This window comes from Paenibacillus sp. FSL M7-0420 (assembly GCF_038002345.1).
In the GTDB taxonomy this organism is placed as follows: domain Bacteria; phylum Bacillota; class Bacilli; order Paenibacillales; family Paenibacillaceae; genus Paenibacillus_AQ.
Genome location: NZ_JBBOCJ010000001.1, coordinates 4686141 through 4702124 on the forward strand (window position 1 = coordinate 4686141; position 15984 = coordinate 4702124).

11 protein-coding genes are annotated in these 15984 nt (G+C 49.9%); all 11 read right to left on the reverse strand.

The features are described from left to right. Positions 1–8: 8 nt before the first annotated feature. Positions 9–2270 carry a formate C-acetyltransferase gene (gene pflB, locus MKX51_RS20250; RefSeq protein ID WP_340939450.1) on the reverse strand — a complete coding sequence of 754 codons (2262 nt, stop codon included), beginning with the start codon at positions 2268–2270 and terminating at the stop codon, positions 9–11. Positions 2271–2531: 261 nt separating this feature from the next. Continuing rightward, on the reverse strand, positions 2532–5153 hold the full coding sequence (gene adhE / locus MKX51_RS20255; RefSeq protein WP_340939449.1) for a bifunctional acetaldehyde-CoA/alcohol dehydrogenase: 2622 nt from the start codon (positions 5151–5153) through the stop codon (positions 2532–2534). Positions 5154–5969: 816 nt separating this feature from the next. Then, entirely contained in the window at positions 5970–7439 is a 1470-nt protein-coding gene (locus MKX51_RS20260) for an ABC transporter substrate-binding protein (protein ID WP_340939447.1), read from the reverse strand. A gap of 132 nt (positions 7440–7571) precedes the next feature. Continuing rightward, positions 7572–8444, reverse strand: a complete 873-nt coding sequence (locus MKX51_RS20265) for a carbohydrate ABC transporter permease (protein WP_340939445.1) — start codon at positions 8442–8444, stop codon at positions 7572–7574. 1 nt (position 8445) lies between these two features. Then, positions 8446–9369, reverse strand: coding sequence for a carbohydrate ABC transporter permease (locus MKX51_RS20270; protein ID WP_340993599.1), 924 nt, complete (start codon positions 9367–9369; stop codon positions 8446–8448). 118 nt (positions 9370–9487) lie between these two features. Then, on the reverse strand, positions 9488–10816 hold the full coding sequence (locus tag MKX51_RS20275; protein ID WP_340993600.1) for a response regulator: 1329 nt from the start codon (positions 10814–10816) through the stop codon (positions 9488–9490). 14 nt (positions 10817–10830) lie between these two features. Continuing rightward, positions 10831–12624, reverse strand: coding sequence for a cache domain-containing sensor histidine kinase (locus MKX51_RS20280; protein ID WP_340993601.1), 1794 nt, complete (start codon positions 12622–12624; stop codon positions 10831–10833). Between the two features lie 281 nt (positions 12625–12905). Beyond that, on the reverse strand, positions 12906–13868 hold the full coding sequence (locus MKX51_RS20285; RefSeq protein WP_340993602.1) for an alpha/beta hydrolase: 963 nt from the start codon (positions 13866–13868) through the stop codon (positions 12906–12908). A gap of 18 nt (positions 13869–13886) precedes the next feature. Next, positions 13887–14396 (reverse strand): GNAT family N-acetyltransferase, encoded by a 510-nt coding sequence (locus MKX51_RS20290; RefSeq protein WP_340993603.1) that lies wholly within the window; start codon positions 14394–14396, stop codon positions 13887–13889. Positions 14397–14465: 69 nt separating this feature from the next. After that, entirely contained in the window at positions 14466–15266 is an 801-nt protein-coding gene (locus MKX51_RS20295) for an alpha/beta hydrolase (RefSeq protein ID WP_340995657.1), read from the reverse strand. Positions 15267–15350: 84 nt separating this feature from the next. Next, on the reverse strand, positions 15351–15980 hold the full coding sequence (pgmB, locus tag MKX51_RS20300; protein ID WP_340993604.1) for a beta-phosphoglucomutase: 630 nt from the start codon (positions 15978–15980) through the stop codon (positions 15351–15353). Between the last annotated feature and the right edge of the window lie 4 nt (positions 15981–15984).

Sequence of the window (15984 nt, forward strand, 5' to 3'; positions counted from 1 at the left end):
AATGCTTCTTACATGGAATCGTGGAATGTACGGTTGATAACATCCATCTGTTGTTCACGGGTCAGCTTGATGAAGTTAACAGCATAGCCGGATACACGAATGGTCAACTGTGGATAGTTCTCAGGGTGATCCATAGCGTCGAGCAGTTGTTCACGGTTAAATACGTTAACGTTCAAGTGCTGAGCGTTATTGTGGAAATATCCGTCCATCATGAAGACCAGGTTGGACTTACGGGAATCTTCGTCTTTACCCAGCGCCTTAGGAACGATGGAGAAGGTATTCGAGATACCATCCTGTGCATCGGAGTAAGGAAGTTTGGCAACAGAGTTCAGGGATGCCAGGGCGCCCTTCTTGTCGCGTCCGTGCATTGGGTTAGCACCTGGAGCGAATGGTTCGCCTTTTTTACGTCCGTCAGGAGTAGTACCAGTCTTTTTACCATATACAACGTTTGAAGTGATAGTCAGTACCGATTGAGTCGGCACAGCATCACGATACGTTTTGTTTTTGCGGATCATCGACATGAAGGTTTCAACCAGTTCAACAGCAATGCCGTCAACAGCGTCGTCGTTGTTACCGTAGCAAGGGAATTCACCCTCAGTTTCAAAGTCGATAGCAATGCCTTCTTCGTTGCGGATTGGCTTAACCTTAGCGTATTTGATTGCGCTCAGGGAGTCAGCAGCAACGGACAGTCCGGCAATACCGCAAGCCATTGTACGCAGAATGTCGCGGTCATGTAGCGCCATTTCGATACGTTCGTAGGAATATTTGTCATGCATATAGTGAATGATGTTCAGCGTATTGACATAAGTCTTAGCCAACCATTCCATCATTGGTTTGAAGCGTTTCATTACTTCATCGTAATCCAGGTATTCAGAAGTGATCGCAGGATATTCAGGACCTACCTGAGCACCGGATTTCTCATCTTTACCGCCATTGATCGCATACAGCAGAGCCTTAGCCAGGTTGGCACGGGCACCGAAGAACTGCATTTGCTTACCGATACGCATTGGGGATACGCAGCAGGCAATTGCATAATCTTCACCCCAGTATGGACGCATTACATCATCGTTCTCATATTGGATAGCGCTGGTCTCAATAGATACCTTGGCACAATATTTCTTGAAGCCTTCAGGCAGCTTCTCGGACCACAGTACAGTCAGGTTCGGTTCTGGAGCCGGTCCCAGATTGTACAGGGTATGCAGGAAGCGGAAGCTGTTCTTGGTTACGCGGGTTGTGCCGTCTTCAGCCATACCACCGATGGATTCTGTTACCCAAGTAGGGTCACCGGAGAACAGGTCGTTATAGTCAGGCGTACGCAGGAACTTCACGATACGCAGCTTCATTACGAAATGGTCAACGATTTCTTGAGCTTGCTCTTCAGTCAGAGTACCTTCTTCAACGTCACGTTGAACATAGATATCAAGGAAGGAAGATACGCGTCCCAGAGACATTGCCGCACCATTCTGTTCTTTAACAGCTGCCAGATATCCGAAGTATACCCATTGTGTAGCTTCTTTGAAGTTCATTGCCGGCTTGGAAATATCCATGCCATGAGCTGCGGCCATTTGTTTCAGTTCGCCCAGAGCACGCATTTGCTCGGACAGCTCTTCACGCAGACGGATAACATCTTCTGTCATGGAGTCTACTTCAAGCTCAGCCAGTTGCTGCTTCTTGTCTTTAATCAGGAAATCAATACCATACAGAGCAATACGGCGATAGTCGCCGATGATACGTCCGCGGCCATAAGCATCAGGAAGGCCTGTGATTACGCCGGATTTACGCACAGCTCTCATATCTGGTGTATATGCATCAAATACGCCCTGGTTATGCGTTTTGCGGATGTTCGTGAACATGTCAACGATATTCTGCGGAAGCTCGAAGCCGTAAGCCTTAGTAGCATCGATCATCATCTTGATACCGCCGAACGGTTGGATGGAACGTCTGAAAGGCGCATCAGTCTGAACGCCGACAATCTGTTCCTTGTCCTTGTCAATGTAACCAGGAGCATGGGAAGTGATAGTGGAGACAGTATCGAGGGAAACGTCCCATACGCCGCCTCTTTCTCTTTCTTCCTTACTCAGCTGGGAGATAATCTTCCACAGTTCAGTTGTGTTGCTGGTAGGACCTACAAGGAAATCTTCAGTTCCTTCATAAGGCTTGATGTTCTTGGCAATAAAGTTATTAACGTCAACTTTCTTGGACCATGTACCCTTTGTGAAATTTCTCCAGCCAGACTTAACCTCTTGTACTTCTTTTTCAATCACCGACATGCTAAATCCCTCCATTTATATTTAGTATATTTGTAGAGATCGCGGGCTTGAAGGTTAATCCCGTGTCTCGTGATCCCGTAGCTGACAGTTGTTATAAAATTCACAATCACATCTTTATATCAGGGATCGTTGTCTATATAAACATTTTAGTTTATTTTCTGAAAAAGGACTGTGACAAATATCACTCTTTCGGTGATATTTGTCACTTCCATCCAGTCCCATATTAACCTTTAACCTTATTCTTTGCCAGGCAACCGTTAATTAGTTATCGAATTTGCCGTAGAATGCGTTGCGGTATACATCAGCAAGCTCGGATACCAGCGGCATTTTAGGGTTGGCAGTTGTACATTGGTCTTCAAATGCACGGTCAGCCAGATAGTCTACACGGGATTCGAAGTCCTTAGGATCGAAACCAAGCGCCGAGAAGGATTCTTCGATGCCGAGTTTTTTGTTCATGTCGCGGATCGCATTGATCAGGCTCGTTACGCCTTCTTCGGTAGTGCGTGCTGGCAATCCCAGAATACGGGCGATTTCAGCATACCGTTCGTCAGCTACAAAGTGCGAATATTTAGGGAACGAAGCGAACTTCGTAGGCTTCTTGGCATTGTAGCGAATAACATGCGGCATCAGGATCGCATTAGTGCGGCCATGTGCGGTGTGATACTGTCCGCCCCATTTGTGCGCCAAGCTGTGGTTAATCCCCAGGAATGCATTAGCAAAGGCCATACCGGCAAGTGTCGAAGCGTTGTGCATTTTCTCACGGGCCAGCTTGTCGCCTTGCAGTGCGGATTTCTCCAGCCACTGGAATACCAGCTGAATGGCTTTGATTGCCAGACCATCGGTATAGTCACTGGCCATTACGGATACATAAGCTTCGATTGCATGTGTCAATACGTCCATGCCTGTATCGGCAACTGCAGTTCTTGGCAAGCTGTATACAAACTCAGGATCGATAATAGCTACGTCTGGAGTCAGCTCATAGTCGGCCAGCGGATACTTAGTATTATTACCCGTAGTCTTATCTGTGATAACTGCGAACGAGGTTACTTCGGAACCTGTACCGGAAGTTGTAGGAATCGCAACGAATTTCGCTTTGTTGCCGAGCTTAGGGAATTTGTATACCCGTTTGCGGATATCCATGAACTTCTGCTTCAGACCGTTGAAGTCAGCATCCGGATGTTCGTAGAACAGCCACATGCCCTTGGCAGCATCCATTGGGGAACCGCCGCCGAGTGCGATAATGCAGTCCGGCTGGAATCTGTTCATCATTGCCGCGCCTTTTTCTACAGTAGTTGTCGATGGATCCGGTTCAACTTCCGAGAACACTTCAATGGCTACAGGAGTCTGACGTTGACGCAGATAGTGCTCAACTCTTTCAACATATCCCAGTTTCACCATCATAGGGTCAGTGATAATGGCTACACGTGTAATGTCAGGCATTTTGGCCAGATACTGAGTGGCTCCCTTTTCGAAGTAAATCTTGTCAGGTACTTTAAACCATTGCATATTCACGGTACGACGGTTCACCCTTTTCACGTTGATCAGATTGATGGCAGTCACGTTCTGCGATACCGAGTTGCGTCCGTAAGATCCGCAGCCCAGTGTCAATGAAGGGATATTAGTGTTGTAAATATCGCCGATTGCGCCGTGTGTGGATGGCGAGTTGACGAGAATACGTCCGGTCTGCAGACGGTTGGAGAACTTCATGATTACTTCTTCGTTGTTGGAATGGATAGCCGAGCTGTGGCCCATGCCGCCAAATTCAACGATTTGAGCTGCGCGTTCGATACCCTGGTCAGCATTCTTCACTTTGTAGCAAGCCAGAACCGGGCTCAGCTTCTCAGCGGACAATGGATATTTAGTACCTACACCTTCAAGCTCAGCTACCAGGATCTTCGTTCCGGCAGGAACCTGAATGCCGCACATTTCAGCGATCTTCACAGCGGATTGGCCAACGATAGCCGGGTTAACCGCACATTTCTCTACGTTCATTGCACCGCTGGTAAGCTTAGCTGCTTCTTCTTTGTTCACAAAGTAACAGCCGTTTGCAATCATTTTCTTTTTCACTTGATCGAAGATGGCTTCTTCAATGATAACTGCCTGCTCGGAAGCACAGATCATACCATTATCAAAAGTCTTCGACAGGATAAGGTCTGTTACAGCCTGATCAATATCAGCACTCTTCTCAATGAAGGCAGGCACGTTACCAGGACCTACGCCGAGTGCCGGTTTGCCGCAGCTGTAAGCTGCCTTGACCATTGCCGATCCGCCGGTTGCCAGAATCAGTGCAACGTCCGGATTGTTCATCAGTGCGTTTGTTTTGTCCATCGTAGGAAGCTCAATCCATTGGATGAAGTTCTCAGGTGCGCCTGCTGCTACGCCTGCATCATGCAGAATTTTGGCTGCTGCCGCACTGCACTCTTGCGCTGACGGGTGGAAACCGAATATAATAGGGTTACGTGTCTTAGCGGAAATCAAAGCCTTAAACATCGTGGTGGATGTTGGATTGGTTACCGGTGTGATACCCATAATGATTCCGACTGGTTCAGCAATCTTCTGGAAGCTGTCATAAGCGTTATCCTCAATAACGCCTACAGTCTTGTCGTACTTAATACCGTGCCAGATATATTCAGTGGAAAAGATGTTCTTTGTAATTTTGTCTTCGTATACTCCGCGTCCTGTTTCTTCAACAGCCAGTTTTGCCAGGTACATATGCTTGTCGAGTCCGGCCAGCGCCATTGCATGAACGATTGTGTTTGTCTGCTCTTGATCCAGGCCCATGAACGCCTCGTGGGCTTTCTTTGCTTTATCCACCAAAACCTGAATGTACTCTTCAGCGGTGGTTTGTTTCACTTGGGCGGCGACTTCGTTTTTAACTGCCATCTCCCTCGTCCTCCTGTCAATTTTTAGGTTGTTTCTTTCTATACATTTATCTTAGCACATCCTTTTCACCTTGTATAGTGAAATCTTTCACAAAGTTTAAAGTTTTTTTTGAGTTGTTTTCAAAGCGCTTTCATTCGATCATATACTAGCGTTTTTTCCATATTATATGTAATATTTAATTGATATTTGTCTATTCTGCGAACGCAATACGGCAGGTTACAGTGTTGATGGCCCACTTTGCCTTGCGATGCCGGGCGGGCCTCAGGAATTCTGCTCATGAATGCCAAGCCGTCACCTCGGTTTATCCATGGCTCTTCTATAGACTTACTCTGACGGTGAATATAAATATAAATCTCTGCTTACAAGTGGAAACGGCTTTGTCGCCCTTTTAGAGGACGGTACCGTTTCAGCGAGAATGATCAGGATGCTGTATAGCGCAAAGCACATAAATTCTTATCTTTGAACAAAATTACCCTGCGGGTGAACGCATGCTAATGCCTCTCTCACCGGCCGCTTTTAAGGAGCAGTAATGTTGCAGTTTTTGCAGGATTTCTATATACCTTTTACGGGTTGCAAGTACAATGTTGCATTATTTGCACAAATTTCGGTGTTTAGAGCACGTTAGCGCTGAATTTGTTGCAGTTCGTGCAGGATTTCAGCATTGACCGCTTCTTTGGGGCAGTATTGTTGCACTTTTGGCAGGATTCCTCTTAAAATGTTACTGGCATAATTTCCTGAAAGGAAAAAAAGGAGACAGCATCTCCGCTGTCCCCCTTATTCATCTCTTCCCCCAAGTCTAGGAAGAGACATCCCAGGCTACTCCACCTTAATGGTATCGAAGAATTTCTTCTGTACGGTTGCGGCTGCAGCGTCGAGTTGGGCCTTGGAGTCCGTGCCTTCCTTGGCGAACAGCTCCTGAATGACATTGGACATGGTTGCATAGTAGTCCTGGGTGTTGTATTGCGCCTCAGGTTTGCCGTCGAGCAGAGCCATAATATCTGTATTGTATTGATATACGATATCAGAGTATTTGTCATACACTGCTTTGGTTTTCTTGCCGAACTCGGAATCAGCGGCATAGTAATCAAGAAGCGGCGGAATGAAGTATTTGCCGTCCGCCTTGCGCTGCTGCAGAATGGCATCGAGCGCTTCCAGGCCTTTATCCGAGAAATAGTCGAAGGTAATATAACGGAAGGCCATCTCCTGCTCATCCTTGCTGGCGTTAGGGTTGATGACCAGATAGTCGCCGCCGAGAACACCGGTATGCTTGCCGCCTTTCTCAGCCGCAGGCATTGGATAGGTCAGCACATCCTCAGGCTTGAACCCGCCCTGATTAAGCGCCTGTTCAATGACACCGTCAGATCCGGCCATCACCATCGCGGTACGGCCCTGCTGGAAGGCACCTACCGCATCGCCCCAGCCGAGCGCCCAATCCTGGGGAACGGCCCCAGCTTCCCATCTCAGCTTCTTATAGAAGTCCAGCGCTTTGATCCCGGCTTCGGAATTGAAGGTTGCCACTACCTTGCCGCCTTCAATCTTCTGAATCTCCCCGCCTGCTTCAAACAGGAAGTTGGTCCAATTCCAGCCTGCTTCGTTGCCCTTGCCCATTGGCGCAATCCCGGAGATGCCTTTCTTGGGATCGGCGACTCCTTTGGCTGTGTTCAGCATGTCGTCCCAGGTCCAATCCATTGGAGGTACGGCTACACCTTTGTCATCCAGCATCTTCTTGTTGATCATTGTTGTAGTGACGTAACCCTTCTGGGTAACCCCATACACCTTGCCGTCGATGATGAACTGGCTCTGCAGCACAGGGTTGATCTGATCCTTGAACTCATAGTTGTTCCACAGATCGGTGATGTCGGCTACCCAGCCCTTCTCAATCAGGAATTTGGCTTCGGTGGCATACGTGTTGAAGAAGGTCGGCGCTTCATTCGCTGCCATCTTCACCCCGATCTCGCTTACATTATACTGCCAGTCGTCCTTGACGATCTCCACGTTCGGATAGACTTCCTGGAACCGCTTGATTTTGTCATCCTCCTGCGCTCTCACCTCGGTCAGGTCCGGCGTTGGATAGTGGATTTTGATTGTTACCTTTCTCTGGGTGATATCGTCAGCCGGTGCTGCAGACGGAGTGGCTGACTCTTCGGCCGCCTGGGTTGCTGCTGGTGCAGGTGTCGCTTCTCCCCCGTCAGCCGCCGGCTTGTTGCCGTTATTATTGCCGCCGCAAGCAGACAATAACGTCCCCGTGACCAGGAGGCAGGCGAATACGCTGGAAACTTTACGCATGGTAACTCCCCTTTTCCATATCATAATGAGCTTACAAATTCATCTTAAAAGAGAAACCGTTTACAAACGAGGTGTATTTATATCCCCTTCATGTGCAGGTTTACGATCTCAACCGGACCTCTTCCTTCCTGCTTAGCCTTTGACCGCAGACAATGAAACTCCGCGCATAATGAACTTCTGGAAGACCAGGAACACGAGGATCGGCGGCAGAGAGACGATGAACAGAATTGCGAATTTGATGTTCGTGTTCAGTGCTTTTACATTAATAACGTACTTATAGATGGCGGTAGCGAGCGTATACTTCTCCTCACTGTGCATGACCAGCGACGGCCAGAACCAGTCATTCCAGGCTGTAGAGAAGATGAAGATCGCCAGTGTTGCAAAAATCGGAACCGACAGCGGCACCGCGATGGTGAAGAAGCTTCTCGGCTCCGAAGCCCCGTCCATCCGTGCGGCTTCCAGAATCTCGGGATGAATCCCGTCGAAAAAATTCTTAAGCAGCAGGAAGAAGAACGTGTTCGCGCCTGCCGGCAGCCAGAAGGCCGCATATTGATTGAGCAGGCCCAGCTCCTTCAGATTGACAAAGTTCGGAATCATATAGCTCGTGGCCGGAATGAACAGCGTCATCAGGAAGAAGAAATAGAAGGCCTTGCGGTAAGGCACATTCATCCGTGAGATACTGAAGGACGCGAGTCCCAGTACAATTAAGGTTGCAACCATATTCCCTGCAAAAATATAAAGGGTGTTCCGCAGAAACATGGCCAGATCGATATAATCCAGCGCATCCTTCAGATTGCCGAAATGCCATTCCTGCGGAAAAAAATGCGGCGGAAAGGAATTGACCTCGATATTCGACTTTAGCCCGTTGAACATCGTCATGAGGATGGGGTACAGCATGCTGAATATCATCAGGACAATGAACAGCACCATAATTCCGTAGACCACCCTGTTGCTGGTCTTTTTCAGGTCATGCTCCGAGAGAATACCTCTGTCTGCGCTCTTCATCCTAGTTGTCCTCCTTGTTAAGCTTGAACTGAAGAATGCCCAAACCGCCCAGAACAACAAACATCAGCATCCCCAGCGCAGTCGCCGTACCATAATCCAGTCTAGTAAAAGCATACTTCACAATAAGCAGCGCATACGTCAGGGTAGCATTGTTCGGCCCCCCGTCCAGCAAGGCCATCTGTGACTGGTAGCCCTGAGAGGTGGCGATGACCTGAAGAATCAGCATCAGCAGAATCAGATTGCGCAGCGAAGGCAGTGTGATGTGGCAGATACGCGCCCAGACTCCGGCTCCGTCAATCTCGGCGGCTTCATACCAGTCCCTGGGAATACTAAGCACCGCAGCAAGATAGATCAGCATCCCCGAGCCGAACTGCTGCCAGGTCTCCATGAAGACCAGCGAGATCATCGACCACCGGGTATCGGTCAGGAAGGCGATCTGCTCCACTCCGGTGCTGCCGATTACCGCATTTATCGGTCCAACGGGATCATACAGCCAACGCCACAGCCCGTATAGGACTACAGCAGGCATGACGTATGGCAAATACGCAGCAACGCGCACGAATCCGCCGAATTTCCGCAACTCGGAGATGGCAATGGCAAAGGCAATCGGAACCCAGAAGCCGATCACCAGGCAGAGCAGCATATAGTACAAGGTGTTTTTGACAGCAATCAGCACATCGGGGTCAGTAAGTGCCCTGGCATAATTGTCCAGGCCGACGAAGGTATTCCCTTTGACGAAATCAACGGTGTAGAAGCTGTACAGGAACCCTTTGAAGATAGGCACCCACATAAACATAATGAAGATAATCAATGCGGGGACAAGAAACATCACGCCCCAATAATTCTTCTTCCAGCGGTTCTGCTTGTACGGCTTGCTCTCCAGCTCCGCTGGAAGGTGATCATGTAACGCAGCAGACTGATTCATTCCGGCTCCCTCATTCCTGTCGTCTTTCAGCACTTTTCGGGAAAGCGCCTCTTGTCTTCATTGTAGGAAATGAGGGAGAGACTTAACATGTCTATATCTATGGCAATCGTAAGCGTTCTTACTTCTTCAGTTCGCTGGGGCTGAGCCCGTAGTATTTTTTGAAAATTTTGCTGAAATGCTCCGGCGACTCGTATCCTACCCGCTCCGCAATCTCATACCGCCGCAGATCGGTGTTCAGAATCATCTCCCGGCTGTCCTCCATCCGCAGCTTAATGACATATTCCCACAGGTTATAGCCTGTATTCTTCTTGAACAGATAGCTCAGATAATTAGGGCTGACATGATTCTTCTTCGCTACTTCATGGATCGTCAGACCCTTCTGGGCGTAATTCCCGTCAATGTATTCCTTTGCCTTCTGCACGATCAGATTGCTGTGCGTGTGCAGTTCCTCGGGTGACGGATCAGCAGCATAGTTGTTCCAGTTGAAATCCCCATAATAGAACACATAATGATCGGCATGCTCGTTGTTCCAGAGGATCGCCTTCGAGGCTTGCCGGTTCAGCACATCCATGAAGCTCAGCCCCTTCAGAATCTGGCTGATGCCGATGACAGCCCGGAGCTGCAAATAGCGGTTAATATTGTAGTGGAGGCTGCGACCCAGCACCTCCAGCCGGCTCAGCTGGCCGGTGGATGGCTCCTCGTAGCTCTGCTCATCCCACTGGATGATGACCGTAATCTCCTGGTCCGGCGAATAGAAGGCTGTGGAATTCCACTCCTGATCCAGCAGCTCCTTGGCAATATTCAAGGCGGCGTAACGCAGCAGGCTATGATCGCGGGTACTGTACCTCTGCTCAGGCCGGTCATGCGGCAGGGGAAGCTTGATTTTGATCACCGCAAAATACGGCCCCTGCAGCCTCAGCTCATCCAGCTTGCGCCGCTTCTCCTCTGCCCCCAGCACCGCCGCAGTCTCCGTAAGCAGGCTGTTCAGCAGCTCGCTGTACTCGGGAAGCGGCTCCTCCAGGCGAAAGCGGTCTCCATTCCCGTCCATATATGTGGCCAGCTCCGGCGACGGTCTATTCATCTTCAGGACGACACTGCGCACCGAATCCAGGAACTGCTCACTGTTCAGCGGCTTGATCAGATAATCTCTCGCACCCAGCCGGACGGCCATCTGGGCGTACTGAAAGGTCTCATGCGCAGAGATGACGATCGTCTGCATCCAGGGCCTGGTCATTTTGGCATGCTGCATCAGTTCGATCCCGCTCATCGCCCCCATCTGGATATCGGTCACAAGCAGATCGATCTCCTCCATACGGATACAATCCAGTGCCTCATACCCGCTGCCGGCCGTATAGATATGGTCAATATCCAGCCCGGAAGCAGCCAGCAGACTGCTCAGTCCTTTGCAAATGAGCGGCTCATCATCAACAACCAGTATATTGAACACCGTATTCTCTCCTTCTACTCTATAGTCTCTGACTTCGGAAGGATCACACTTACTATCGTGCCTCCGCGCTCGCGCGCACTATAGCTGATCCCGTAATCCCCGCCGAAGTGCAGCTGCACACGCTGATGGATATTGCGGATACCGTAGCCGTTAACCGGGTTCGGGCTGTCATCATTGAGTATCTGTTCGATAGCCTTATAATCGACCTGCTTATAGCCGTTATCCTCAATGGTAATCCGAATCCGGTCATCCTCCAGCACAGAGGTAATAATGATTTCGCCGTCCTCCTCCATATGCTTAACCCCGTGGATAATCGCATTCTCGATCAGGGGCTGCAGAGTGATCTTGGGAATCAGATTCCTGGTCGTCCCGGGAGCGATGTTCCAGATAACGGCGAACACATAATCATGCCGGTGCTGCTGGAGCTTGATGTAGGCACCGGCATGCTCAAGCTCCTCTTCGAGCGTGATCAGCTCCCGGCCCCGGCTTAAGCTGATCTTCATCAGCTTGGATAATTCCTTGATCATTTCCGCGGATTCCACGTTGCCTTCGAGCGAGCTTTTCCAATAAATACTCTCCAGAGTGTTGTACAGCAGATGCGGGTTGATCTGCTGATAGAGCAGCTGCAGCTGCGATTCCTTCTGCTTCAGCTCCATCTGGTATTTGTACATAATCAGGCTGTTGAGCCTGCGGGCCATATCATATGTGGCGTTAATCAGCACACTGACCTCATCGTTGCTTCCTCTGCGGGGAGTCTCGGGCACACGGTTGCCCGGCTCATACTTGCGCACAAAAAAAGCCAGCTTCTGCAAAGGGGTCATCAGCGAACGCCAGAAGTAGGTAATGATGATCAGTCCGAAGAGCGCGTAAGCCACCGTTATGTATTGAATGACGCGTTTCATTTCGTTCTGCTGCTGGAGCAGGGATTTGACGGGTACCTTGTAGACCAGCTTTTGCTCAAAGGCATGATTGTTGTTCACCACATAGATGAAGTCATCAGTGATAATATCCTCGGTTCCCTCCGGATCTCCCGCCTCCGAGCCGTCCGGCAGGACGATCACCTCTCCGGTTGAATTCGTGGTGGAGGCCAGTACACGGTTGCTCATATCCGTCAGATAAATTTCTCCGTCCGGCAGAGAGATGGATCTCAGCGATTCACCGATCTTCGATTCCATCTTGGTCACCACCAGCACGCCGAGCGTCCCTTCTCCACGGTAGATATTATTGACAGCCCTGACATAAGTAAGCGTCTTCAGATCTTCGGCCTGCGGACTCAGCTTCTCCACGAACATCAGGTAGCCGCGCCCCCGCTGCTGCACCACTTGATCGAACCAGAACGGCCGTTCCTCCTTGGAGAAAAAATACACTCCTGCCTTCTTCACCTGCGGAAAATTGGGAGCGAAAAAGTAGTAGTTATCGGGATCATATACATACAGCGAGTAGTAAATCCCGTCACCCCGCTCCGCTCCCTGCGAATAGCTGCCGAGCAGCTTCTCTATCGTCTCATAGCGCTTCACGCGCTCCATCACCGTGTCGTCCCCGCGCATATTGAGCTGCTGGAGGACCGGATTCTGGATGACGGTGGTCGTGATTTTGTTCACCGTATCGATGTCCCTGTTAATAATGGCGAAATTCTGCTTGTTCAGCTCCACGTAGGCATTGGTCACATGACGCTTCAGAATCTCCTCTGCCTTGTAGTTGCCGTAGCTGTTCAGAATCAGAATAGGCGTAATCATGATCAGGAACAGCAGAATCAACTGCTGCTTAACACTGAGCCGGACAATGGGTTTTACAAGCGTGGACAACATCTGGATTCACCTCCAGTTCCAATAATACAAGTGGAAACGGCGTTCCATCCTTTTAAAGGACGGTACCGTTTCAGCGAGAAATAGAAGGATAAGTTATCGTGTGAAACAAATGAGTTCTTATATTTTAACAAACCTACAAGCGCTTACACAGGTTTATTTCAAAGTTGTTTATGTCTATTTGTATGGAGTTTTTCAGCCAAGTGAAAACCAGCCCACACACGAACACCCCGTGTTGGACTGGTTTTATAGTGTTTCATCCTGAGCACATTGAGCCGGACGGCTTATGCTAGCTGTAATTCTTCCTTTACTGTTCTCAAAAAAGCAAGCACAGCAGCAATCATCTGCTCCAGCCCCGGTTGTTCAATCGGAAAATGACCTGCACCCTCTAGAATCACAGATTCTTTCCTGCCTTTAAGATGGTCATAAAATGGTCTGCTGAAACGGTAAGGCGTCATAGGATCTAATTGAGGATGAACGAGTAATACCGGACAAAGGTCAAACTGCTGAGGTTTCAGGACCGGTTTCATATTTAGAAAGGTTCTTAATAAGCGTAAAGGGATTTTTGTTCCTGCCGCATGAGGATCATTCATAATGAGTCTGGTCAGTTCAGCGTTGTTCGTGATCCATTTCATCCGGGATACTTTATTCACAGAGATCTGCAGGGTATCTGTTAGTGCAGGGAATTGATTCATACACCATCCGCCTAACCGGCTAATGAGTTTGTTAGGAGCTAGCTGATCACGAACCTTCACCTCACTCGTATCCACAAATGTCGTTGCAATCAACCCTTTGACCTGCTTACTTTGTACTGCGGTGTGATAAGCCAACATACCGCCAATACTGGAGCCCAGCAGAATAACAGGCTTGCCGTCCCGTTTCAGCTCCTGTTCGATCAGTTCATTCAGGATGTCAATCCAGAGTTGATAATCCAATGATTCCCCTGAATCGGTATAGCTTAGACCATAGGGAGGCAGATCCGGAGAGACGACTTCATAACCATAGGTTTGCAGCATGCGCGCATAAGGCGCGAGCAACCTGCCATTGCCGCCAGCTCCATGAATGAAAATGATTTTTAAAGGTGCGTCAGGAGCTGGCATACGGTCTAGATGAATATGGGCATTATTCCAGATCATCCATTCCTCTGTCGGCAGATATCCTGCATGGACCTGCATTTCTTCAGGGAAAAATCTTTGGTATTGTTTCCAATAAGTCACCGATTGGTTATAGGATGAATCCTTGTTCATGAATAAGCTGTTCCTCTCTCAGGGGACCGGGATTTCTTTTTCCATAATGTAATCATCCATGACGAATCCGTTCCCGATATCTGCCACTTGTTCCCTAAGGGTCCGAAAGCCCTTTCTTGTATAGACCGCAATACTTGATTCATTATCACGATTGACTGTCAGCCATATGTGAGTCAGGTTACGATCTTGACACAGCTTCTCCAGAAAGATCAATGCTTGGCTGGCATAGCTGCGCCCCCTGTACTCCTTGCTGATATAAAGCTTGCTCAAAAAGAGCTTCCCTTCCTCTTCTCTGGCTGACATATATCCGGCTGTGGAGCCTTCGCCATTATGGATCAAGTAATATTCGTAGCCCTGATGATGGATCTGATCCGTTATCGCGGGAACCGATTGGAACTTTTCAATCATGTAATCAATCTGCGCGATGGTAATAATGGAGCCATAATGTTCGTGCCATATTTCTGCTGCCAATCGGGCAACCTCAGCAGTTTCTTCCGCTGTATTCACTTGTAGAAATCTAAGCTCCATAATATGTACCTGCCTTTCCTGAGTCTCTCGTATCACCCTATCCTTGGACACGGACATTGAAGCAAAAGTTCACGCTCTGGTATACCCGTTCAATTGCAGCCAGGAGGCACAGGCATCCGTCCATGTCTTGGTGTGCGGCTCTTCAGGGGCTAAGCCCAGACCGTGTACACCGTGCGCATAGATATGCAGATCGAACGGAACCTTATGACGGCTAAGACCTGCGGCGAACAGCAGGCTGTTCTCCACCGGGACATAATCATCATCAGAGGTATGCCAGAGGAACGTTGGCGGCGTGTCCGGGGTCACCTGGAACTCGCTGCTGAGCTTAAGCGACAGCTCTGCATCGGGAACGGCTCCCAGCAGATTCTCCTTCGAGCCCTGATGTGTGACCCCTTCGGTCATCGAGATAACCGGGTAGCATAGAATGAGGCGGTCAGGACGGCTGGACAGCCGCTCCAATGGCTCCGGGTGATCAGGATTGCCCAGATCATAAGATACCCCGGCGGTAGAAGCGAGATGTCCGCCCGCCGAGAAGCCCAGAATACCGAGACGGTCTGGGTCAATGCCGAATTCGTCCGCGCGGAAGCGGATCGTACGCAGCGCCCGCTGCGCATCCAGCAGCGCACTTGGGTATTGGTAAGGCGCAACACGGTAACGCAGCACGAATGCTGAAATTCCGAGTGTATTCAGCCACTCCGCAACCGGACCGCCTTCATGGTCGGCACGCATCGCATACCCGCCTCCCGGACAGACCAGAACAGCGGCATTCCCCTTGCCTTCAACTAAATAAGGTGTAATCGCAGGCTGATCCTCTTCACTAGCTCCCAGTGCTCCAGGCGCACCTTCAGGCCATAGCAACAACGTTTCCATCATCATCCCTCAAGCTTTCCTTCTATAATAGAATAGATTATAGAGGCCAACAGCTGAACCCTCTAGCGCCATTCTATCAAGCTCTTACAGTTCATGCAATCCGGATACGACAAGGTCCGCCGCCTTCAGCAGCTCCGGCCGTCCGATCCCGACCACGTACATGCCGGCAGCCTTGCCGGCGGCTACTCCGGCCTCGGCATCCTCGAACACCACGCAGTCCTGCGCCTGCAGCCCCAGCTCCCGGCAGGCGGTCAGGAACACCTCAGGGTCCGGCTTCGCCCGCGAGACCTTATTGCCGTCTACCACCGTATCGAACAGCCCCGCGATATTCAGCTTATCCAGTATGAATTCCGCATTCTTACTTGCAGAGCCAAGGGCAATACCCACGCCGCGTGCTCTGAGCGCACTTAGATAGGCTCTGACACCGGGCAGCAGCTCTGATTCATCCAGGCCTGAGATATATTCTACATAGAGGCGGTTCTTCTTCTCCGCCATCGCCAGCTTCTCTGCTTCGCCGAAGCTCAGACCGCCGATCTGAAGCAGAATATCCAGCGACCGCATCCGGCTGACGCCCTTCAGCCGCTCATTGTCCTCTTCGGTGAACGGGAAGCCCAGCTCCCCGGCGAGCGAACGCCAGGCCAGATAGTGATATTTAGCCGTGTCTACAATCACGCCATCCAGATCGAAGATAGCACCCTTCATATGCTCCAGCATTATG

Excerpts from the sequence above, each read along its gene's own strand:
- pflB (WP_340939450.1), bottom strand. The coding sequence starts at position 2,270 with ATGTCGGTGATTGAAAAAGAAGTACAAGAGGTTAAGTCTGGCTGGAGA.
- adhE (WP_340939449.1), bottom strand. The coding sequence starts at position 5,153 with ATGGCAGTTAAAAACGAAGTCGCCGCCCAAGTGAAACAAACCACCGCT.
- MKX51_RS20260 (WP_340939447.1), bottom strand. The coding sequence starts at position 7,439 with ATGCGTAAAGTTTCCAGCGTATTCGCCTGCCTCCTGGTCACGGGGACG.
- MKX51_RS20265 (WP_340939445.1), bottom strand. The coding sequence starts at position 8,444 with ATGAAGAGCGCAGACAGAGGTATTCTCTCGGAGCATGACCTGAAAAAG.
- MKX51_RS20270 (WP_340993599.1), bottom strand. The coding sequence starts at position 9,369 with ATGAATCAGTCTGCTGCGTTACATGATCACCTTCCAGCGGAGCTGGAG.
- MKX51_RS20280 (WP_340993601.1), bottom strand. The coding sequence starts at position 12,624 with ATGTTGTCCACGCTTGTAAAACCCATTGTCCGGCTCAGTGTTAAGCAG.
- MKX51_RS20285 (WP_340993602.1), bottom strand. The coding sequence starts at position 13,868 with ATGAACAAGGATTCATCCTATAACCAATCGGTGACTTATTGGAAACAA.
- MKX51_RS20290 (WP_340993603.1), bottom strand. The coding sequence starts at position 14,396 with ATGGAGCTTAGATTTCTACAAGTGAATACAGCGGAAGAAACTGCTGAG.
- MKX51_RS20295 (WP_340995657.1), bottom strand. The coding sequence starts at position 15,266 with ATGGAAACGTTGTTGCTATGGCCTGAAGGTGCGCCTGGAGCACTGGGA.
- pgmB (WP_340993604.1), bottom strand. The coding sequence starts at position 15,980 with ATGCTGGAGCATATGAAGGGTGCTATCTTCGATCTGGATGGCGTGATT.